20 protein-coding genes are annotated in these 21914 nt (G+C 65.1%); 10 read left to right on the top strand and 10 right to left on the bottom strand.

The genetic code is table 11. The features are described from left to right. The first annotated feature begins 169 nt into the window (after positions 1-169). The 3 genes from OUY36_RS02010 to OUY36_RS02000 all read left to right on the top strand — a co-directional run bounded on the left by OUY36_RS02010 (position 170) and on the right by OUY36_RS02000 (position 4322). Positions 170-2731 carry a hybrid sensor histidine kinase/response regulator gene (locus OUY36_RS02010; RefSeq protein ID WP_267936525.1) on the top strand — a complete coding sequence of 854 codons (2562 nt, stop codon included), beginning with the start codon at positions 170-172 and terminating at the stop codon, positions 2729-2731. Positions 2732-2843: 112 nt separating this feature from the next. Beyond that, positions 2844-3689, top strand: coding sequence for a formate dehydrogenase accessory sulfurtransferase FdhD (gene fdhD, locus OUY36_RS02005; RefSeq protein ID WP_267936523.1), 846 nt, complete (start codon positions 2844-2846; stop codon positions 3687-3689). Between the two features lie 171 nt (positions 3690-3860). Next, positions 3861-4322, top strand: a complete 462-nt coding sequence (locus tag OUY36_RS02000; protein WP_102839423.1) for a YMGG-like glycine zipper-containing protein — start codon at positions 3861-3863, stop codon at positions 4320-4322. Between the two features lie 104 nt (positions 4323-4426). On the opposite strand, the gene OUY36_RS01995 is transcribed toward OUY36_RS02000, so the two are convergent. From OUY36_RS01995 to OUY36_RS01980, 4 genes are read right to left on the bottom strand one after another with little or no spacing between them, the layout of a single operon-like run. Further along, a complete protein-coding gene (locus tag OUY36_RS01995; RefSeq protein WP_102839422.1) occupies positions 4427-4858 on the bottom strand; it encodes an acyl-CoA thioesterase in 432 nt (143 codons plus the stop codon). Between the two features lie 37 nt (positions 4859-4895). Continuing rightward, entirely contained in the window at positions 4896-6059 is a 1164-nt protein-coding gene (locus OUY36_RS01990) for an iron-containing alcohol dehydrogenase (RefSeq protein WP_267936520.1), read from the bottom strand. Between the two features lie 24 nt (positions 6060-6083). After that, complete coding sequence (locus tag OUY36_RS01985; protein ID WP_156245413.1) at positions 6084-7874, bottom strand: acyl-CoA dehydrogenase C-terminal domain-containing protein; 1791 nt, start codon at positions 7872-7874, stop codon at positions 6084-6086. A 2-nt stretch (positions 7875-7876) separates the two neighbouring features. Beyond that, on the bottom strand, positions 7877-9115 hold the full coding sequence (locus tag OUY36_RS01980; RefSeq protein ID WP_267936517.1) for a 3-hydroxyacyl-CoA dehydrogenase: 1239 nt from the start codon (positions 9113-9115) through the stop codon (positions 7877-7879). A 100-nt stretch (positions 9116-9215) separates the two neighbouring features. Between OUY36_RS01980 and OUY36_RS01975 the strand changes: the two genes are divergently transcribed. The 7 genes from OUY36_RS01975 (at position 9216) to OUY36_RS01945 (ending at position 15729) form a co-directional block, all read left to right on the top strand. Further along, complete coding sequence (locus OUY36_RS01975) at positions 9216-10115, top strand: LysR family transcriptional regulator (protein ID WP_063541666.1); 900 nt, start codon at positions 9216-9218, stop codon at positions 10113-10115. A 197-nt stretch (positions 10116-10312) separates the two neighbouring features. Then, on the top strand, positions 10313-11161 hold the full coding sequence (locus tag OUY36_RS01970) for an STAS domain-containing protein (protein WP_063541604.1): 849 nt from the start codon (positions 10313-10315) through the stop codon (positions 11159-11161). After that, complete coding sequence (locus tag OUY36_RS01965; protein ID WP_063541602.1) at positions 11161-11523, top strand: STAS domain-containing protein; 363 nt, start codon at positions 11161-11163, stop codon at positions 11521-11523. The genes OUY36_RS01970 and OUY36_RS01965 overlap by 1 nt, the downstream gene beginning before the upstream one ends. Next, complete coding sequence (locus tag OUY36_RS01960) at positions 11520-11924, top strand: ATP-binding protein (RefSeq protein ID WP_015278624.1); 405 nt, start codon at positions 11520-11522, stop codon at positions 11922-11924. The genes OUY36_RS01965 and OUY36_RS01960 overlap by 4 nt, the downstream gene beginning before the upstream one ends. Further along, positions 11921-12931 carry an ATP-binding SpoIIE family protein phosphatase gene (locus OUY36_RS01955; RefSeq protein WP_230726247.1) on the top strand — a complete coding sequence of 337 codons (1011 nt, stop codon included), beginning with the start codon at positions 11921-11923 and terminating at the stop codon, positions 12929-12931. Before OUY36_RS01960 ends, OUY36_RS01955 begins: the two co-directional genes overlap by 4 nt. Then, positions 12924-13796 carry a sensor histidine kinase gene (locus OUY36_RS01950; RefSeq protein ID WP_267936513.1) on the top strand — a complete coding sequence of 291 codons (873 nt, stop codon included), beginning with the start codon at positions 12924-12926 and terminating at the stop codon, positions 13794-13796. Before OUY36_RS01955 ends, OUY36_RS01950 begins: the two co-directional genes overlap by 8 nt. Then, positions 13786-15729 (top strand): response regulator, encoded by a 1944-nt coding sequence (locus tag OUY36_RS01945; RefSeq protein WP_267936511.1) that lies wholly within the window; start codon positions 13786-13788, stop codon positions 15727-15729. The genes OUY36_RS01950 and OUY36_RS01945 overlap by 11 nt, the downstream gene beginning before the upstream one ends. A 624-nt stretch (positions 15730-16353) precedes the next feature. Here the strand turns inward: OUY36_RS01945 and OUY36_RS01940 are convergent. From OUY36_RS01940 to OUY36_RS01915, 6 genes are all read right to left on the bottom strand, one after another. Continuing rightward, on the bottom strand, positions 16354-17565 hold the full coding sequence (locus tag OUY36_RS01940; protein WP_267936509.1) for an aldose 1-epimerase family protein: 1212 nt from the start codon (positions 17563-17565) through the stop codon (positions 16354-16356). 130 nt (positions 17566-17695) lie between these two features. Then, positions 17696-18256, bottom strand: a complete 561-nt coding sequence (locus tag OUY36_RS01935) for a fructose-2,6-bisphosphatase (protein WP_208217283.1) — start codon at positions 18254-18256, stop codon at positions 17696-17698. A gap of 110 nt (positions 18257-18366) precedes the next feature. Next, positions 18367-18789: an HPF/RaiA family ribosome-associated protein gene (locus OUY36_RS01930; protein ID WP_017244747.1), complete on the bottom strand. Its 423-nt coding sequence runs from the start codon at positions 18787-18789 to the stop codon at positions 18367-18369. Between the two features lie 126 nt (positions 18790-18915). Continuing rightward, the gene (locus OUY36_RS01925) at positions 18916-19491 is read right to left on the bottom strand and encodes an Sbal_3080 family lipoprotein (RefSeq protein WP_267938257.1); all 576 of its coding nucleotides are present in this window, start codon (positions 19489-19491) and stop codon (positions 18916-18918) included. Between the two features lie 41 nt (positions 19492-19532). Next, positions 19533-20843 (bottom strand): NTP/NDP exchange transporter, encoded by a 1311-nt coding sequence (locus OUY36_RS01920; RefSeq protein WP_267936506.1) that lies wholly within the window; start codon positions 20841-20843, stop codon positions 19533-19535. Positions 20844-20853: 10 nt separating this feature from the next. Then, positions 20854-21771, bottom strand: coding sequence for an aldo/keto reductase (locus OUY36_RS01915; protein WP_267936504.1), 918 nt, complete (start codon positions 21769-21771; stop codon positions 20854-20856). Positions 21772-21914 lie beyond the last annotated feature (143 nt).

Genomic DNA, 21914 nt, shown 5'->3' with positions numbered 1-21914 from the left:
CGGCTGGCTCTGCCGTGGGTCGGCCAGAAGCCTTACACTACGCAACAATTGCCGCCGGCAGAACCGACTCAGGATGGGTTAGGGCCGAGCAACATCGAAACAGCGAACGCCGGTCGTCGAGACCCGGCATTCGCGGTTCAAAAGCCACGGATGATCGATAGGAAGTGACATGGCAGCAGTAGGCGCCGAGTTCTGGCCCCACAGTCAAAGCGAGATGAGCGAGCGCATTCGCCGGCATGCCTGGAAAGAAAGCGTGCTCGGCCCGCTCGATAGCTGGCCGCAGACGCTGCGGTTGCTGCTCGACACCATCCTCGAAGCGCCGCTGCCCATGTGCATCCTCTGGGGCGACCAGGCGCTGCAGTTGTACAACGACGCCCATGCCCGGCTTATCGGCGACCGCCACCCGGCCGAACTGGGCATGCCGGCCTGCCGGCGCTGGGGCGCGACCTGGGAGCTGCTCGCCCCGGCATGCGACAGAGCCCGGCGCGGCGAGCCGCGAACGCTGCGCAACCAGCAGCTGGCGGTCGAGCGCGACGGCCAGCGGGTCGAGGCCTGGTTCGACCTGGCACTGAGCCCGATACGCAACGAGCCGCACGGCATTGGCGGATTGCTGCTGTGCCTGAGCGAAACCAGCGAACGCGTGCGCACCGAAACCCGGCTGTCGCAGACCGCCCTGCACTACAAGCTCAGTGCCGAAGTACACCGGATCAGCGAGCACCGCCTGCAGCTGGCGCTGGAGGCCAGTGACCTGGTCGGGATCTGGGATTGGGACATCCGTAGCGGTGGCATTCCGGACCATGCCGAGTTGCTGCGCATTGCGCCGGTCGAGCGCTCGGGACCGACCGGGCTGCGTCATCAGGCATTCTTCGATCACGTTCATCCGGACGACATACCGCACCTGCAGGCCGCGCTGTCGCGATGTATCGACGGCCGCGAAGAACTCGAGGTGCGCTATCGCCTGCGCAGCGCCGACGGCACCGTGCGCTGGGCCCTCGCGCGCGGTCGGCGGCATTGCGACGAGCATGGCCAACCGCAACGCTTTCCCGGCGCGGTAATGGACATCACTCGGCAACAGGCCAGCGAGGACGCACTGCGCCAGAGCGAAGCCGAGCTGAAGATGATCACCGACGCCCTCCCGGTGCTGATCGGCTATATCGACGAGGACGAGCGCTTCCGCTTCAACAATCGCTATTACACCGAGTGGTTCGGCCACCCACTGAGCTGGCTGCGCGGCAGAGCTGTGCGTGAAGTGCTCGGTGAGAAAGCCTATGCCGAGCGACGTGACTGCATTCATGCCGCGCTGGCCGGCCAGCACGTGACCTTCGAGGCCTCCAGCCCGCATCGCGATGGGCAGCCGCGACGAATGCTGGTGCACTATCTGCCGCGTCGAGACAGCCAGGGCAAGGTGCTAGGTTTTTTCGTCATGGCGCTGGATGTCACCGAACGATGGCGCGCCGAGCAGGCCCTGCGCGAACTGAACGAGACCCTGGAAAGCCGCATCCAGGAGCGCACCCAGGCACTGGCCGAAGTCTATGAGCGGTTGCTCAAGGAAATGGCCAGCCGCGAACAGGCTCAGGAAGCGCTGCGTCAGGCGCAGAAGATGGAAGCGGTCGGCCAGCTGACCGGCGGCATCGCCCACGACTTCAACAACATGCTGACCGGGATCATCGGCGGCCTCGACCTGATCCAGCGCTATATCCAGTCCGGCCGCCATGATGAAACCCAGCGTTTCATCGACGCCGCGGTGACCTCGGCCAACCGCGCCGCGGCACTGACCCATCGTCTGCTGGCCTTCGCGCGTCGGCAGCCGCTGAATCTCAAGTGCGTCGAACTCAACCAGCTGATCGAGTCGATGCACGATCTGCTGAGCCGCACCCTGGGCAGCCATATCCGCATCAGCAACCAGCTGCAAGCCGGTCTGTGGCCGGTCTCGAGTGACGAGAACCAGCTGGAAAGCGCGCTGCTCAACCTGGTCATCAATGCCCGCGACGCGATGCCCGACGGCGGCTCCCTGCTGCTCGAGACGCGCAACGTCGAGCTTCGACAGCAGAGCGAGGTAGGTGAACTGGCGCCGGGACGCTACGTCATCCTGAGCCTGACCGACAGCGGCTGCGGCATGAGCGCCAAGGTCCTGGCCAGCGTCTTCGAGCCTTTCTTCACCACCAAGCCGATCGGCCAGGGCACCGGGTTGGGCCTGTCCATGGTCTACGGCTTCACCCGCCAGGCAGGCGGGCACGTTCAGATCGCCAGCGAACCGGGCAAGGGAACCCAGGTGAGCCTCTATCTGCCGGTCTTCGATAGCCAGCCCGAGGCGATACCGCTGACCAGCGAGGTGCATGGCCCGCTGCGCGCTCGGCAGGGCGAGACGGTGCTGGTGGTTGAAGACGATCCCGCCGTGCGTCTGCTGGTTCTCGACGTGTTGCAGATGCTCGGCTACCAGGCCTTGGAAGCGGCGGATGGCAACGCCGCGGTGCGCATCCTGGAAAACACGCCCGACATCGACCTGCTGGTGACCGATGTCGGCCTGCCGGGAATGAACGGGCGCCAACTGGCGGATATCGCACGGCAGCAACGCGCCGGCCTGCCGGTCCTGTTCATGACCGGTTATGCCAGGCAGGCGGCCAGTTCGGACTTCCTCGAACCAGGAATGGACATGATCAGCAAGCCCTTCAACCTGGACGCGCTGGCCAAGCGCGTGCGCGACATGCTGGCGAAGGCCGACCAACGGTGAATCGTCTTCGGCCGGGCGGGGTCATAACCCTACCGGCTGCCGGCAACCTGATCGGCGCTCGCAGCGCAGTTGCCCGACCCCGGCCCTGAAACCGACCCTTACGAGCCTGCCGATGAACGCGCCTTCCCGTCTGCCCGCCGGTATCGCAACGGCTACGCCAACGCCCAGCGGTGCCAGCCAGCGCTATCACTATCAGCCGATCGACGAGGCCGAACGGTGCATCGTCGACCTCGCCGAGGAATGCGCGCTGGCGATCGCCTATAACGGGCTCAATCAGGCCGTGATGATGATTTCCCCGGCGGACCTCGAGGATTTCGTCGTCGGCTTCAGCCTGGCGAACGGCATCGTCGAGTCGCCGAACGACATCTACGACATTCATCTGCACGGCCAGGGCAGCGCCCGGCGGGCGGAAGTCGAGATATCCAGCCGCAGCTTCTGGCAACTCAAGCGGCAGCGCCGCCAGCTCCCCGGCAACAGCAGTTGCGGCCTGTGTGGCGTCGAAGCGTTGGAACAGGCCCTGCCGCAGCTGCCGATCATGCCTCCAGCGGCGCTGCCGCCTGCACACTGGCTGCACGACCTGCGCGAGCGCATCTCCGCTTATCAGCCGCTGGGACGCGACTGCGGCGCGGTACATGCTGCCCTGTTCATGGACAACCAGGGGACGATACGTCTGGGGCGTGAAGATATCGGTCGGCACAACGCGCTGGACAAGCTGATCGGTGCCATGGCGCGCGACGGATTGGAGGTTGCCGGCGGCCTGGCTATCGTCACCAGTCGCTGCAGCCTGGAGCTGGTGCACAAGGTTCAGCGCGCAGGCATCCCGACCCTGGTCAGCCTGTCCTCCCCCACTGGTCTCGCGACACGCTGGGCGCAGCGACACAACCTGAACCTGATTCATCTGCCGCATCGCAGCCCGCCGCGCGTCTACAGCCCGGCGGCAAGCGCCGACCGCAACTGAGTTGCGGACGCCGCACAAGCGACTTAAGACCTCCGCCCGCAAAGCAAGTTCCGACCGAAAATCAAAGAGTTAGCAAACAGGAACTGCTTCACGCATTTCATCGGAAAGCCCTTGCCGGAAGCGAAGCGGCACGTGAGGATCGCGGCGCAATTCCACATACGGGATCACACCATGAAGTACGCCTCGATTTTCCTGTTGTCCACCAGCCTGCTCAGCGCAGCCGCCTTTGCCGGCAGCAACACCGAAGCCGCCGTTGGCGGTGCCCTCGGTGGCGCGCTCGGTTCCGTGGTGGGTGAGCATCTGGGTGGCTCGACTGGCGCGACCATCGGCGCCGGCGTCGGCGGTGCGGCAGGTGGCATGGTCGGCGCCGACAAGCGCAGCCGCACCGAAGCGGCTATCGGTGGTGGCCTGGGCGCGGCCGGCGGCAACGTCATCGGCCAGCAGGTCGGCGGCAGCACCGGCGGTCTGATCGGCGCAGCCGTCGGCGGCGGTGCCGGTGGCGCAATCGGCAACGCCTACGGAGACGATGATGACGACCGCTACCGAGGTGATCGCCGTTACCGCGACCGCCACTACTACGGCCCGCCCGGCAAGGCCAAGGGGCATTACAAGCATCGTCACAAACACCATTGATGCCTGCGCAGGCCGCCGGCCTGCTGCTGCATCCCTCGAGAACGCCCGGATTCGCCCTGCCGAGTCCGGGCGTTCTCGTTTCTCTGGCTCGATGAATCCAGCCGCTACGCCAGAGCCTCCAGCGCCGCGCGCAGGCGCGGCGGGATCGCCGTCGGCCGGTTGCTCGCCCGCTCGACGAAGACATGCACGAAGCGGCCCGCCGCGCTGGCCTCCTGCTCGCCCTCGCGGAAGATCGCCAGCTCGTACTGCACCGACGAGTTGCCCAGCTTGGCCACCCGCAGGCCCACCTCGATCAGGTCCGGATAGGCGATCGAGGCGAAGTAGTCGCAAGCCGAACTGACCACGAAGCCGACGATGTCGCCATCCTGGATATCCAGCCCGCCCTGCTGGATCAGATAGTTGTTCACCGCCGTGTCGAAAAACCCGTAATAGACGACGTTGTTCACATGACCGTAGATGTCATTGTCGTGCCAGCGCGTGGTGATGGGCTGAAAGTGCTTGTAGTCGCGGCGCAGGTGTTTGGGTTGCTCGGGCATGGTCGTTCTCGCGGTACGCAATGAGAGGAAGGCTGGCTCAGTAGGCAGCCTGATAGATCGCCAGCGCATCGGCCTCGCTGACCTCGCGCGGATTGTTGACCAGCAGCCGCTGCTGCAGCATCGCCTCCTTCGCCAGCTGCGGCAGCATGTCCTCCGGCACGCCAGCGTCGCGCAGGCGGGTCGGCAAGCCGAGGCGGGCGCTCATCTGCTCGAACTCCTCGATCAGCTGCTCGGCGTAGGTGGACGGATCATCCGTGCGCAGGCGCTCGCCGAGAATGATCGGCGCCAGTTCGCCATAGTGCGTGGCCGCCGCGCTGACGTTGAAGCGCAGCACCTGCGGCAGCACCAGGGCGTTCGACAGCCCGTGCGGAATGTGGAAATTGCCTCCCAGCGGATAGGCCAGCGCGTGCACGGCGGCGACCGGCGCATTGGCGAACGCCTGCCCGGCCAGGCAGGCGCCCAGCAGCATGGCCTGGCGCGCCTCGCGGTTGCTGCCGTTGTGCACCGCCTCGTCCAGATTGGCCGCCAAGAGGCGCAGCGCCTCGCGGGCCAGCAGGTCGGACATGGGGTTCTTCTTCAGCGCGCTGGTGTAGGCCTCGATGGCATGCACCATGGCGTCGATACCCGTGGCCGCGGTCACCGCCGGTGGCAAGCCGAGGGTGAGGTCGGCGTCGAGCAGCGCCAGGTCCGGCAGCAGCAGGGGTGAGACCACGCCCATCTTGGTCGTCTCACCGGTGGTGATGATGGCGATCTGCGTGACTTCCGAACCGGTGCCGGCGGTGGTCGGCACCTGGATCAACGGCAGGCGCAGGCCGCGGGCATTGCCGACGCCATAGATGTCCTGCAGCGATTGCGCGCAATCAGGATGGGCCAGCAATGCCACCAGCTTGGCCACATCCATCGAGCTGCCGCCGCCGAAGCCGATCACCAGATCGGCACCGCACGCTTTCGCCTGCTCGACTGCAGCCATCACGATGTTTTCCGGCGGATCGGCAACGACCTGATCGTAAACCGCGACCTGCAGCCCTTCCGTCTCGAAGCCCGGCAGGACTTCGTCGAGCAGGCCGAAACGGGTGATGCCCGGGTCGGTCACGACCAGCACCGAGCGCGCCCCACGCTCCTTGCAGAGGCTGGCCAGCCGGCGCGACGAGCCAGGCTCGCAGATCAATTGAGCGGTTGTGGCAAAGCTGAACGGATGCATCGGTGCCTCCTGTGATCGATTAGCTCAAAACGCGAAGTCGCTTTCCGGCAGCGCCATCAGACAATCCGCGCCACCCTGAATGGCTTCCCGATGCGCACTCGCCCGCGGTAACACACGGCGCAGATAGAAATCCGCACTGGCCAGCTTGGCCTGATAGAAAGCCTCCTCACCAGCGCCCTGCTCCAGCGCATCCTGTGCACGCGCCGCGGCCTGCAGCCAGAGACCGGCCAACAAGACATAGGCCGAGTACTGCAGGAAATCCACCGACACCGCGCCGACCTCCTGGGGATCGCGACCGGTGGCAGCAATGATCTCGGCCGTCAGCTCGCGCCATTCGCCGATGCGTGCCTGCACCTTGCTGGCCAGTTCGTGCAGCGCCGGGCGATCGATCTGCTGGTCGCAAATCTCGCTGAATTCCGCCTGCAGCGCCGACAGTTCCGCGCCGCCGTCACCGAGCAGCTTGCGACGGATGTAATCCAGCGCCTGAATGCCGTTGGTGCCCTCGTAGAGCTGGGTGATGCGGCTGTCGCGCATCAGCTGTTCCATGCCCCATTCTCGGATATAGCCGTGGCCGCCATAGACCTGCACGCCGAGGCTCGCCACCTCCTGACCCATATCGGTGAAGAACGCCTTGACGATGGGGATCAGCAGCGCAGCGCGCTTGCTCGCCGCCTTGCGGTAGCTCGGCTCGGGATGGCCATGCTCGAGGTCCAGCTGGCGGGCGCAGTAGGCCGCCAGCATGCGGCTGCCTTCGACCAGCGTCTTTTGCGTCAGCAGCATGCGGCGCACGTCGGGGTGCACGATGATCGGGTCGGCTGGCCTGTCAGGATGCTGCGCGCCGGCCAACCCACGAGACTGCAAGCGCTCACGGGCATAGGCCAGCGAGCCCTGATACGCCTGTTCGGCAATACCAAGTCCCTGCAAGCCGACCTGGAAACGCGCGTCGTTCATCATGGTGAACATGCACGCCAGGCCCTGGTTGGGCTCGCCGACGATCCAGCCGGTGGCGCCGTCGAAGTTCATCACGCAGGTCGCCGCGCCCTTGATGCCCATCTTGTGCTCGATGGCGCCGCAGGACAGCGCATTGCGCGCCCCCGGCGTGCCGTTGGCATTGGCGATGAACTTGGGCACCAGCAGCAGGCTGATGCCCTTCACCCCGGCCGGCGCATCCGGCAGGCGCGCCAGCACCAGATGCACGATGTTCTCGCTCATGTCGTGCTCGCCGCCGGAGATGAAGATCTTGCTGCCACTGACCTTGTAGCTGCCGTCCGCCTGCGGTTCGGCCTTGGTGCGCAGCAGGGCGAGGTCGGTGCCGGCCTGTGGCTCGGTCAGGCACATGGTGCCGCTCCAACTGCCGCTGACCAGCTTCTCCAGATAGGCGTTCTTCAGTTCATCGCTGCCGTGCTTGTACAGCGCCAGCACCGCGCCCTCGGTCAGGCCCGAGTAGATGCGAAAGGACAGCGACGCGCCCATCAGCATCTCGTGGAAGTTGCATGCCACCAGCTGTGGGAAGCCCTGGCCGCCGTATTCGGTCGGCCCGGTCATGCTCGCCCAGCCGTTGTCGACGTACTGCTTGTAGGCCTCGACGAAGCCCTGCGGCGTGCGCACTTCGCCGTTTTCCAGGGTCACGCCCTCTTCGTCGCTGTTGCGATTGAGCGGCGCGATCTCGCCGCCGGTGTAGCGCGCAGCTTCTTCCAGCACACCGTCGATCAGCTCGCGGTCCAGGCCGTTGCCGAGCAATTCGCAATGGCCGGTGGCGTCGAACAGCTCGTGCAGTACGAAGCGCATGTCACGCAGGGGGGCCTTGTATTCCATGCTCAAGCCTCCTTCTTGTAGTCGGCGAAGCGCCCGCCAATAGCGGCCAGGCTGTCGATCAGCTCGGCCGGCTGCCAGTGCTCGCCGTGGCGCTCGGCCAATGCGTTCAGACGATCACGAATGGCCGGCAGACCCTGACGGTCGGCCCAGGTCATCGGCCCACCGACTTCGGCCGGGAAGCCGTAACCGTAGAGATAGACGGTGTCGATATCGGCGCTGGACTCGGCCATGCCCTCCTCGAGAATCTTGGCGCCCTCATTGACTAGCGCCAGCAGGCAGCGCTCGAGAACCTCCTCCGGGCCGATCTCGCGGCGCTCATAGCCGAGGCGCTCGGACTCGCGCTGCACCAGCGCATCCACTTCCGGGTCGTGCTCGGCCTGGCGGCTGCCCTCGGCGTAGCGGTAGTAGCCCATGCGCGACTTCTGGCCGAAGCGGCCCAGTTCGCAGAGACGGTTATCCACCTGCACCTCGGCCTCGTCCTGGCCCTTGCCGGCCAGCTCGCGGGCGCGCCATTCCAGGTCGATGCCCACCACGTCATACATGCGGAACGGGCCCATGGCGAAGCCGAAGCCCTGCAGCGCGGCGTCCACCTGATGCGGATACGCACCTTCGAGCAGCATCATCCGCGCCTCGCGCACGTAGGTGGCGAGCATGCGGTTGCCGATGAAGCCCGAGCAGTTGCCGGCGATCACGCTGACCTTGCCCATGCGCTTGCCGAGGGCCGTGGCAGCCTCGAGCACTGCTGGCGCAGTCTTAGCCCCGCGGACGATTTCCAGCAGCTTCATGATGTGCGCCGGGCTGAAGAAGTGCAGGCCTACTACCTGCTCCGGGCGCTTGGTGACCGCGGCGATGGCATCGATATCCAGCGCCGAGGTGTTGCTGGCGAGGATGCCGGTCGGTTTCACGATGCCGTCCAGCTCGCGGAAGATCTTCTGCTTGAGTTCGAGGTTCTCGTAGACCGCCTCGATCACCAGATCCACGTCGGCCAGCGCCGGGTAATCCGCCGCCTTGGCGATGCGGGCCCGGCGCGCCGCCGCTTCGGCCTCGTCGATCCGCCCCTGACGCACATTGTGTGCGTAGGTGTCAGCCACCACGCCCAGCGCCTGCTCGAGCATCTCGGGATTGTTGTCCAGCCACAGCACCTGCACACCGGCATTGGCCAGGCTCATGACGATGCCGCGGCCCATGGTGCCGGCACCAATCACGGCGGCGGTCTGGATATCGAAGCGGGATTGGCTCATGTGAACGGTCCTCGTCGCAGGCGGAAAAAGTGGAGACCAACCATAGACGATGACGCTACTATTTTTGAAATTTAGTCTTGTGATGTTTCGGATTCATCAAGTGAATATCTACAACTTCGACCTCAATCTGCTTCGCGTGCTCGACGCCCTGCTGCGCGAGCGCAACGTCTCCCGAGCCGCCGAGCGCCTGTCCCTCAGCCAGCCGGCGGTGAGCAATGCACTGGGTCGCCTGCGCGAACTGCTCGACGACCCGCTGCTGGTGCGCGTCGGCCGGGCCATGCAACCGACGCCGCGAGCCCTGGCGCTGGAGGCGCCAATCCGTCATGCGCTGCAGCAGATCGAACACAGCCTGATCGCCGGCGAGGCCTTCGATCCGGCGTGCAGCCAGCAGCGTTTTCGCATCGCCGTGACCGACTACGTCGAATTGATCTGCATGCCGGCACTGATGCGGCGCCTGGCCGAGCGGGCGCCGGGCATTCGGCTGGCGATCCAGCACCTGACACCCAGCCTGCCCACCGAGGCGCTGGACAATGGCGAAGTCGACTTGGTGCTGGGACGCTTCCTCGACGTGCCATCGCGCTTCCATGTGCGCCACTGGGCCAGCGAAACGCTGCAGGTGGCGGTGCGCCGGGATCATCCACTGGTGACGGACGGCCTCGACCTGCAAGCCTTCCTGCGCCTGCGCCATCTCTGGGTGCATGGCGGCCAGACCCGCGGCATGGTCGACCAGTGGCTGGAGGGCCAAGGCCTAGCCCGCGAGGTCGTCTACACCACGCCGAACTACCTGCAAGCCGCCCATATCGTCGCCAGCAGCGACCTCGCGGCGGTGCTGCCGACGCAGCTGGCCCGCCATTTCGCCGACCTGCTGCCGCTGCGACTGTTCGACCTGCCGTTCGAGCTCGGCCCCTTCGAGCTGGACATCGTCAGCGTGGCGCAACGGCAGAATGATGCGGCGCTGCAATGGCTGATCGAACAGATCGACGGCGTAGCGCCAGGCTAAGCGGCGAATCACGCGCGACGATTCGTGCACCCCTGTCCTATGCCTATTTGCTAGTATTCCCCAGCGTTTTCGTCGGGTTTCCACCCCAAACGCAGATGACTGAGCCGCGTTCGCGGAACATCGCCGCACAGCGGACATCTATTCCTGTTACGCGCCATGGTGAACATGGACGACCAAGCAAATCTGGAGCTACACCTATGGCGGCCCTGCTGCAACGTACCCTGGACACCATCACCCGCAACCAAGCCGAGCTGCTGAGCAGCTGGAAATCCGATCTGCAGAGCCTTGGCGGCTACCACAACGTCAAGCCGGAAGAGCTGACCCAGCAGACCATCGACCTGATCCGCCAACTCATCAGCGCAACGGCGGACGGCTCTGCCGACGTCAACGGCCCGACCTGGGACGGCATGCGCCTTTATCTGGAAAAGCTGTCGCGCAGCCGTGCGCTGCTGGGAATGGATTCGCAGCAGACCGCCGGCTTCCTCTTCGCCATCAAGCGTCCGCTGATGACCCTGCTGCAGAGCGAATATGCCAATGAACCGGCGGTGTTCGCCGAGCAACTGTGGGCCGTGTCCGAGCTGATCGACAGCCTGGGTCTATACACCGTGCGCACCTTCCAGAAATCCCGCGAAGAGGTGATCAAGCGCCAGCAGGAAGAGCTGCTGGAGCTGTCGACCCCGGTGGTCAAGCTGTGGGACGGCGTACTTGCCCTGCCGATGATCGGCACCCTCGACTCACAGCGCACACAGGTCGTGATGGAATCGCTGCTGCAACGCATCGTCGACACCGGTTCGGAAATCGCCATCATCGACATCACCGGCGTGCCCACCGTCGACACCCTCGTCGCCCAGCACCTGCTGAAGACGGTCACCGCCATCCGTCTGATGGGCGCCGACTGCATCATCAGCGGCGTACGTCCGCAGATCGCGCAGACCATCGTCCACCTCGGGCTCGACCTGCAGGGCATCGTCACCAAGGCCAGCCTGGCCGACGCCCTCGCCCTGGCCCTGCGCCGCTCCGGTCTCACCGTCACCAGGACTGCCTGATGGACCGAATCCCTATTTTGCGGATGGGCGAGTTCCTGCTCGTCACCATCCAGGTCGACATGCATGACCAGCTGGCCCTGACCCTGCAGGACGACCTGGCCGAGCGCATCAGCGCAACTTCGGCAAAGGCCGTGCTGATCGACATCTCCGCGCTGGACATGGTCGACTCCTTCATCGGCCGCATGATCGCCAATATCTCCGGCCTGTCGCGAATCATGGATGCCGAAACCGTGGTGGTGGGCATGCAGCCCGCCGTGGCCATCACCCTGGTCGAGCTTGGTCTCGAACTGCCCGGCGTGAGCACCGCGCTGAATGTCGAGCGTGGCATGCAGTTGCTGCGCGCCCGCGTGGCTGCGCAATGATCGTGCGCAGCAGCGGCAGCCAGCCGGTGCGCCTCGAACAGGATGTCGTGCTGGCCCGGCAGACCGTGCGCAAGCTGACCCAGGAATGTGCCATGCGCCTGATCGACCAGACCAAGCTGGTCACTGCGGTCAGCGAGCTGGCGCGCAACACCGTGGTCTACGGCGGCGGTGGCGACATGGACTGGCAGCTGATCGAGGACGGCACGCGGGTCGGCGTACGCCTGACCTTCCGCGACGAAGGGCCGGGCATCGCCGACATCAAGCTGGCCATGACCGACGGCTGGACGTCCGGCAGCGGACTCGGCCTGGGGCTGACCGGCGCCAAGCGGCTGGTGGACGAGTTCGAACTCGACAGCACGGTCGGCGTGGGCACCCGAATCACCATCACGCGGTGGACATGAACGTTCCGGGCAGCGTCACTCAGGTCCTGCTGATCGAAGACAACAGCCAGATCGGCCATGCCCGTCGGGTCGCCCAGCGGCTGGCCGAACAGCAGGGCTTCGATGTCACCGATGCAGGACGCGTCGCCTTGCTCGCGACCGAACTGGCTAGCAACCTGCTCAAGCACGCCGGGTGCGGCGAGCTGCACCTGCGTATCGTGCATGGACGAGAAGGGCACGGGGTCGAGATCATTGCGGTCGACCGCGGCCCCGGCTTCGAACTCGACCAATGCCTGACCGACGGCTTTTCCACCCACGGCACCCAGGGCATCGGGCTCGGCGCGCTGGCGCGTCAGGCCCAGGTCTTCGACGTCTACTCCGACGCGCGCGGCTCGGTGGTGCTGGCACAGCTGTTTCCCCGCGGCGTGCAACCGCCGCCGTGGTGTTACGGCGTCAGCCAGCATCCCTACCCGGGTGAAACCACCTGCGGCGATGCCTGGCAGCTGGCCTTCGATGGACAGCGTTGCAGTGCCCTGCTCATCGATGGCATCGGCCATGGCGAGCTTGCTCAGCAGGCCGCCGAGGCAGGCGCCTTGGCCTTTGCCGAAACCCCGCTGGATTCGCCGTTCACGCTGTTCAGCCACATGCACCAGGCAATGATCGGCACCCGCGGTGGCGCCGCGGCCATCGCGCATTTCGACGGCGAGCGGCAGACGCTGAATTTCGCCGGGGTTGGCAATATCGGCGCCAGCCTGATCGCTAGCGGCGGCTCGCGTGGCCTGGCCTCGCACCCAGGCATCGTCGGTGTGCGCTTTCGCAAGGCGCACGTCTTCGACTACCCGTTGGGCGAGGCGCGACTACTGGTGCTCTTCAGCGATGGTCTGCAAACCCGCTGGAATCTGCGCGACTATCCAGGGCTGGTTCATCGACACCCAGCCATCATCGCCGCACTGCTGCATCGGGACTTCTGTCGCGGCCGCGACGACGTGACCGTGCTGGCACTCAATCTGGAGGCTCCTCGTGGCTGATCCGACATCCCCCGGGTCCGGCGACGCCGGCCTCATCGAGCACCTGCGCCGCGATAACGAGTCGCTGCGCGCCGAGCTCGAAGAAACCAATCAAGGTGTCCTGGCGCTGTATGCCGAGCTGGACACCCAGGCCGAGCAACTACGCCAGGCCTCGGACCTGAAAAGCCGCTTTCTGTCGTACATGAGTCACGAGTTCCGCACGCCGCTGGGCTCGATTCTCAGCATCACGCGCCTGCTCAGCGACGAACTGGACGGCCCGTTGAGCCCGGAACAGCACAAGCAGGTACGTTTCGTCAGCTCGGCGGCCAATGAGCTGAGCGAAATGGTCGATGACCTGCTCGATCTGGCGAAGATCGAAGCAGGCCGTGTCAGCATTTCCCCGGCCTGGTTCGACATGCTCGACCTGTTCTCCGCGCTGCGCGGCATGTTCCGGCCGATCGTCGAAGGCTCTCAGGTGGATCTCATCTTCGAAGAGCCGCAGGGGCTGCCGCGCTTCTACACCGACGACAAGAAGCTCGCGCAGATCCTGCGCAACTTCATTTCCAACGCGCTGAAGTTCACCCCGCACGGCGAGGTCCGGGTCTCGGCACGGATGGAAAATCCGCAGCAGGTACGGTTCGCCGTTACCGATACCGGCATCGGCATCGCCGCCGAGCTGCATGATCGCCTGTTCGAGGACTTCTCCCAGGTCGATTCGCCGCTGCAGAAGCGCCTGCGTGGCACGGGTCTGGGGCTTGCCCTGTGCAAGCGCTTCGCCGCCTTGCTCGGCGGGCGGGTCGGGCTGGAGAGCGAACCGGGCAAGGGCTCGGAGTTCTACGTGATCATCCCGTTCAGCATCGAGGCGGAGGGAAGCGATGGAGCGTGAAAGCCGCCTGTTGATCGTCGATGACAACGCCACTACGCGTTACGCGATGCGTCGGGTCCTGGAGCGCCACGGCTATCAGGTGCTGGAGGCCGGCACCGGTAGCGAAGGGCTGGCGCTGCTCGCCAGCGCCATGCCGGATGCCCTGGTGCTCGACGTCAACCTGCCGGACATGAGCGGTTTCGACATCGCGCGTCAGCTGCGCGCCGATCCGAATACCGCACTGCTGCCGCTGATTCACGTGTCCGCGGCATCCATCGAGACCGGCGACATCATCACCGGTCTCGACGCCGGCGGCGACGCCTACCTGATCCACCCGGTCGACCCGGATGTGCTGCTGGCGACCTTGCGCACGCTGCTGCGCGTGCGCGACACCGAGCGCGCCCTGCGCGATAGCGAGGCGCGCTTCCGCGAGATATTCATTCACGTCGCGGCGCCCATCGCGGTACTCGACGCCCAGCTGCAGCTGCACGAATGCAACCATGCCTTCGAGCGCCTGATCGGCACCTGTTCAGCTCCGCTGGCCGACTGCGTCCTCCCCGGTCAGGACGCCGTGCTGGACGAGCTGCGCACCCAGCTACAGGCCGGCAACCGCTGGCGCACGTCCCTGGCGATGCGCGTCAACGGCGAAACGCGGGAGACCGAATGGCAGATCTCGCCCTATCGCACTCAGGGGCTGGGCCTGGTGTTCGTCGAGGACGTCACCGAGCAGCGCCACCGTGAGCGCGCCCAGCGGCAGGAGATCGCGACCACCACCAGCCAGCTGGCCCATGAGGTGGCCGAGCGCGCGCGTACCGAAGAGCAGCTGCTGCAGGCGCAGAAGATGGATGCCCTGGGCAAGCTGACCGGTGGCATCGCCCACGACTTCAACAACCTGCTCACCGGCATCATCACCGGCATCGAGCTGATGAAACAGCGCATCATCGAAGGCCGCGGCGACAGCGTGCTGCGCTTCGCCGACGCCGCACTGAGTTCGGCGCGCAGTGCCGCGTCGCTCACCAATCGTCTGCTGGCGTTCGCCCGCAAGCAGCCGCTGGACGCCCGCGCGCTGGACATCAACGAGCGCATCCGCTCGCTGGAGGATTTGTTGCGGCGCACCATCGGCGAGCGCATCACCCTGAGCTTCGACTTCACCGAGGGGCCGGCCGTGGCGCGGGTGGATGTCAGCCAGTTCGAGAGCTCGCTGCTCAACCTGGTGATCAATGCCCGCGACGCCCTGCCCGAAGGCGGCCACATCGGCATTCGGACCTTTTCCACCGACGCCAGCCAGCACCCTGAGCTGGCCGCCGGCCGTTACATCGGCCTGTGCGTCAGCGACGATGGCACGGGCATCGATCCCGCCGTGCTGGACAAGGTGTTCGATCCCTTCTTCACCACCAAACCCCAGGGCCGCGGTACCGGTCTGGGGCTGTCGAGCATCTATGGTTTCGCCCTGCAGTCGGGCGGCGATGCGCACATTCGCAGCACCCTGGGCGTCGGTACGGACGTGACGCTGCTGCTGCCGGCCGCCGACGGCGAAACGAGTCTGGCACCCAGCGCGGCGCCGGATGATTCGGCGCGTCTGGCCGGCCATGAGCACGTGCTGGTGGTGGAAGACATGCCCAGCGTGCGCATGCTGATCGCCGAGACGCTCATCGAGGCGGGTTATCGCTGTAGCCAGGCCGGCGATGTGGAAACCGCCCAGGCACTGCTGGAGGCCGATCCGTCCATCGATCTGCTGCTGACCGACGTCGGCCTGCCGCGCCTGTCCGGGCAGCAGCTGGCCGAGAGGGTGCGGCGCTCGCGGCCAACGCTACCGGTGGTGCTGATGACCGGTTATGCGGAAAAAGCATCCAGTCGCGAGGGCTTCGTCGATGAACGCATGGAGCTGGTACTCAAGCCGTTCAAAGCCGCGGACCTGCTGGTCAAGATCCGCAGCCTGCTCGACGAGGCCTGATTTTGTCGAGCGCCATCCCGAGCCGCTGAAAAAGCACCACGCTGCGTGCTGATGGCGCGTTTTGCGCAGGCAACAAAAAACCCGCCGTAGCGGGTTTTTTCTGACCATTCCGAATCCTTCCGGTTGCCGTCCTGGCGATGGTCGATCCTCCTTGATCCTGAGCGCGTCCTGCGCTTCAGAGACGGGCAAAGATTAAGCTGCGCCGTGGCGCAGACAAAGCGCCAATGGCTGAGCTGCGTGTAAGCCTTTCGCTATGGCGAGCGCTGCAGTCGATGCAGCGCGGAAAAGCAAAAACCCGCCGAGGCGGGTTTTTCTGACCGTTCCGAATTCCCTTCGAGTGCCGTCCTGGCGATGGTCGATCTTCCTGATCCTGAGCGCTTCCTGCGCTTCAGAGTGGGTGTAGATTATTAATTACATGCCGTGATCGGCAAAAGGGTCGAACGCCGCCGCCTCTTGTAAGCCTTTTGCTATAGCGGCAAAAAGCGGAAACTTTCAGACCCCAGCCGCGACTCGCAGTCGCCCTGCAAGGCCCGGCATAGAGCCCTCATAGCAGGTGACGCAGCGGATCGACGATGCATCGTGGCGACAATCTGCAGCACTCGCAACACGTCGCCAGCAGCCGTATTAGTCCCTGGTCAGGTCAACCAGCGGCTCGTCACGAATTTCAGTCTCGCGACCGGCCTGTACCGCTTCAATCCGTTTGCGCGCGGCGTCGACCGCGGCGCTATCGGCCAGCAGCTCATAACTCACGCGAAAGTGCTTCTGCTCGCCCGGCTCGATCTTCGGCACCAGCCCCAACGGCCGTTGATAGCGGCGGTTGTAGGAAAAGCTGGTACCCGGTTCGAGGCCGGTCACGTAGCCCTGCTTCTCGGTATCGGTGTTCTTCCACAGCGAGAACACCGGCAGTTCGGCGGTATTGAAGCCGACACTGACGCCGAGATTGCCGGCGCGGTTGTGCAGCATGGTCAGGGTCCGACCCTGTTCGTCCGCATAGGGCACCACGTTGAACACCGTCTCGTCGTAGTCCCTGGTCGGACCACGGTAGCGCTGCCAGTCGCCCAGCTCCTTCGCCGCGCGGGGATTGAACGGTGAGACCTGCTTGACCGGCGCCACGAAGCGCGCGCCCTCCTCCAGCAGCGGCGTGCCGAAATTGGTGTGATACAGCACCTGGTATTCCTTTGCGTAGTCGCCCTGATTGGTCAGCGTGTCGTGCAACGAGAATCCGCTGCGACCGGGCTCGGTGCTGAGCTCGGTGAGGATGGCGAAGTCGAGTTTCTTGAAGGCCTTCTCCTGCAGCTCGCCACGCAGGCGAATGGCATAGGGCGGCTTCTCGTCGATCTGCAGCACCACCCGCGAGGCCGGAATGTTCGCCGCACGACCATGCAGCGTGAGCAGTTCGCCGTTGTCCTCGCCGGGGTGGCCGACCCACTCGAAGCCGCAACGGGTGACCAGTTCGTTGAAACCTTCGAGCCAGCCCAGACCGCCGCGCCCGTTGAGCTCGATAAAGGCCGGGTTGACCACTTCATCCACCGGCGAATCCCAGCCCAGGCGGACCTTGCCGGCCACCGCTTCCAGCACGTTCATGCCGCGTGTGGGTACAACGGTCATGCGCATGCTGCCGTTGTCGATCTCGATCAGGCTGACGCCTTCCTGCCGGCCGCCATGCAAGGTACGCATGCTGACCGAGAATGGCTTCGGCGCGTCGATGCCCAGCTCTTCGCTGGTGATGCGCCAGTTCTTCGCCGGCTTGTCGTGGTCGATCAGCACCTGTTCCCAGGCCATGGCAGGGGTGGCCAGGCAGATGCCCAGGCCGAGGAGAAGCTGCAAACGGGTCATTGGGGTTCCCTTTGTTGTTATGACTCCTGCTCAAGGTAGCTGAAACGTTTCATCTAGCAAACCAAAGCGGTTGCCAAATGACCGAAGGCAGGTGGAACACGTGTATGGGAAGGTGTGATCGGAGCTGGCGTTAGCCTCTGCTGTAGCGACTCGGCTGCCAGTAGCCGCTGAGCAGCGGCAGCGCGGGACCACGCCAGCCGCGCTGTCGAAGTTGCCGGGCGATCAGCGCATTCATGATCTTGTGCCCCATCAGCAGCACGCTTTCATTGGCCTCGGCCAGTTCGATCAAACGCTCTGCTGCTGCGCTGGCACGCCTGATGGACTCGCGGATGTGCTCGGTATGGCTGGCAAAGCCGAGAAACCAGGCGGTGCGAAACACCAGGCGCCAGAAGCGCGACGGCAACAGCGGCAGGCCCCAGTCCGGATAAGGCAGGTGCGCCTCGGCGAACAGCGGATCGGGCCGTTCACAGCAGTCGCATCCCAGATGCGAGCGCGATTCGATGCAACGCTGCAAGGAGCTGCAGACCACGATGCCAACCGAGCCTGCCAGCGCGACCAGACTGTCCGGGCGTTCGGCGGCGACGACCTCCGCCGCGTTGTAGCGCTCGACCCAGGTCTTCATGCCGACCGGCGTGCTCCAGCGCGCTGCGCCGTGATCGGGTCTACCGTGCCGCACGAGGATGATCTGCATCTGACTACCGGATACACGGGGCCGGCCGCCAAGGCGCAGGGCAGCAGCAGGGGGATAGAAAGAGAATGAAGCTGGTGCAAACGCCCCGGCGCGCAGCCGGGGCGACAGGATCACTTGTCGAGCTCGTCCTGCTTTTCCAAGAACTCCTCTTCGAGCATCGCATCCTTGACGGCCTGTGGCGACTCGTCACGCAGGGGGTCATTCAATTCACCGCCAGACAGGACCCGACTGTCCAGCTTGCCCATCAGATGCTCGAGGGCATGGTGCATCTTCTCGGCGGCACCATCGACCGCCAGCTGCATCGACTCGGCCTTGTGCGTTACGGAAACCGCCTGATGGCCTTTCGGCCGCGCCTCGATCTGGCAGCGCTTGTCGTCGGCGCCGGCCTTCTGCGCGTTCTCGTCGCTGATATGCACCTCGATGCGGGTGAGGAAATCGTCAAACCGTTCCAGGCGATCCTCCACGGTCGTGCCGACCCACTCGTGCAGCTCTACGCTGCCGGGAATGTGGTTGCTATTGACCTGAACATGCATACGACTGCTCCTGATAATTGACGGGTCTACGAAGATTCGAGGGGCCGGCCTCTTCGAAGGTTCAGGTGCTTCGTCCGGTTGCGAGCCCAAGCGGGTCGGCTGGCTGCTGGCTACGATGTGCTTCAGTCATTCCTGCATCAGCTCGCGGTAGCGCTGCTGGTATTGATCGTATGGAAGGTTCTCGCGCATAAGCAGCTCGAGCTGATGCTGACGATAGGCGTCTTTGCTCAGCGGTGCGTCGAGCATTTTCTCTGCAACGGCCCCGAGACCATGGGCGCCGTTGGGAAAGAGTTGATCGGTCAGTTCGGCGATCTTGTCTTCGGCACTGATGAACTTGTCTGGCCGGCCGCCGCCCCAGCGAGCGTCATACTCCGCCTGGCCAACCTGGCGACCGTTCTCGTAGACGCGAATATCGGCATAGCTCATATAAAGCAGCAGATCCCAGCGCCAGGTTCCTGTATAGGTCGTGGCGAGAGCGCAACGAGAGGGGCTACTGCCTGCGGCGAGCTGGCGAGTCTTGAAACCCTTGTCTCGAAGCAGTTGTTGATAGGTGGTGTTGAAGCCGGAGCGCAGCCCGACAGCAGGTATCGTGCAGATCTCGGGCGAGAGCTCAGCCGAAAGGCTGGCGGGGGTTACGGTCTGCTTGATACTGCAGCCGGTCATGAAGAGCGTGGCGAGAAGTACGGGCAGCGCTGTGCGCATGTTGACGTCCTTGTCCGGATTAGAAAGACGGCATTGTGCCATCACAACGACGATCTAGTCGCTTCCTTGCCCTGATCCGCACGGTCAGCCCGACCACCGAGCAGCCAACCCAGCACACCCCAGACAGCCGCACACATGGCGCCCATCAGCCCCACCAGCCAGGCGCCCTGACCGAGGCTGTCGAGCAGGCTCTTGGCCCAGCCGCTCAGGGCATCGCCGCCACGATAGACCACGGTATCGATGAAGTTCTTCGCCTTGTACTTGCTCTCGGCATCCAGCGGCGCGAAGAGCATCTCGCGGCCCGGGCGGACAAAGGCGTATTCGCCGACGCGGCGGACGATCATCACAGCGGCCAGCACGGCAAAGGTCGGCGCCAGCGCGAGGCCGATGAACCCGAGGCAGACCAGCGCCGGCACCGCTGCCAGCAGAATCCGCACGCCGAGCCGCTGCGCGATGCGCCCTGTGATGAAAAGCTGCGACAGCAAGGCACCCGCCTGCACCACGAGATCAATGGCACCGAACACCCGTACCTGCTCGGCACGATCAGGGAACAGCTCGGCGACCAACCGTGCCTGCTCGAAGTAAAGAAAAGTGCTGGCCGTGGTCAGCAGCAGCACGAACACCGCGACGCCCAGCAGATAACGCGACCCCAGTACCCGCGTCAGGCCACTGAATGGATTGCCCGCTACCGGTCGCCGTGGACTTTCGGCGTGTTCGGCGCCGGGGCGGCCGGCACCAAGCAGTTCACGCCAAGCCATCAGGTAATGCTTGATGGCCACCGCGGTGGCCAGCAGCAGCGCTGCCAACAGCATCAAACCAAACTGTCCTAACACGCCCACCAGCAATGCACTGAGCGCCGGGCCGACCAGCCCGCCCACGCTGGCACCCGCGGCGATGAAGGCGAACAGCCGGCGCGCCTGAGGCGCATCGAACACATCGGCCATCAGGCTCCAGGCCACCGAGACCACGAACAGGTTGTAGACCGAGATCCACACGTAGAACACCCGCGCCAGCCAGATGCTGTCTTCGAGCAGGAAGAACAACCCGGCGAACACGAGCAGATTGACGCAGAAGAAGCCGTACACCCAGTCGATGTAATGGACGCGCGCCACCCGCGAGTTGAGCCAGGCGAACAGCGGCACCGCCACCAGCATGGCGATGAAGGTCGCGGTAAACAGCCACTGCAGGTTCTCGACGCCGCCCTGAATGCCCATCGACTCGCGGATCGGGCGCAGCATGAAATAGCCGGCGAACAGGCAAAAGAACAGGCCGAAGCCGGCCAGCGCCGCGCGGAGTTCGCCGGGGCGGGCATTGATCAGCGCGGCGAGGCGCGCAGCCGGAGCGACGGGCATTTGGCCCGGCTCAGCGGAAGGCGTCGACGATCATCTGCCGCTGTCGCGCATCGGGCAGACGGCCCTGGCCGGCAAGCAGGTTGTCGGCCATGTAGCGCGGGTTAGAAGTCGCCGGTATGACCGCGGTCACCGCCGGCTCGGCGAGGATGAACTTGAGCAGCAGCTGCGCCCAGGAGCTGGCATCGATCTCCTCCGCCCAGGCCGGCAGCGGCTTGCCCTTGACCCTGGACAGCAGGTTGCCACGGGTAAACGGCCGGTTGATCAGCGTGGCGATGCCGTTGTCGGCGCAATACGGCAGCAGCTGCTTCTCGGCGTTGCGCTCGCCCACCGAATAATTGAATTGGACGAAGTCCACCTGCTCCTGCTTCAGGGTGTCCAGCAGGCGATCGTGGGCCGATTCCAGATAGTGCGTTACGCCGATGTAGCGCACCCGCCCCTCCTGCTTGAGTTCACGCAGCAGGCCGAGCTGGGTGCGGGTGTCCTGCAGGTTGTGCACCTGGATCAGGTCGATGACCTCGGTCTGCAGGGCCTCGAAGCTCGCCTCGATCTGCGCCAGGCCGCGCTCGCGGCCGGTCGAAGACACCTTACTGGCGAGAAACACCTGGCCGCGCTGGCCCAGGCGCTCGACCAGCTCACCGACGACGCGCTCGGCATTGCCATAGCTCGGCGCGGTGTCGATCAGCGAGCCACCACCCTCGACCAGCACCCGCAGCACCTCGAGCAGGCGATCCATGCGCGGATCGTCAAGGCTGACATTGTGCGTGATCGAGGTGCCGAGGCCGATCACGGGCAGCATCTCGCCGGTTGACGGGATCGCGCGGCGCTGCACCTGCTGCGCCGCGAGGCCCAGCCGCGGCAGCCACGCGCCGAGGCCAGCGGCCGCCATACAGATCGTGGACGCTCGCAACAGCTGACGACGGCGATACATGGGCTTTCCTCCTGCAGAGCGATTGGCTTCTACACATGGCAAGGAGGGCAAGTATGGCTCCGGCTGCGGCAACCGCAGGCGGGCACGACGGACGACAGGTTCCGATTGCGGCCGAGCGCGGCTGTTTCGGACAATCGGCAGCT

Origin of the sequence: Stutzerimonas sp. R40042 (genome assembly GCF_026642215.1) — a bacterium.
GTDB classification, from domain to species: Bacteria; Pseudomonadota; Gammaproteobacteria; order Pseudomonadales; family Pseudomonadaceae; genus Stutzerimonas; species Stutzerimonas frequens.
This window is presented reverse-complemented; position numbering and strand designations above follow the sequence as displayed.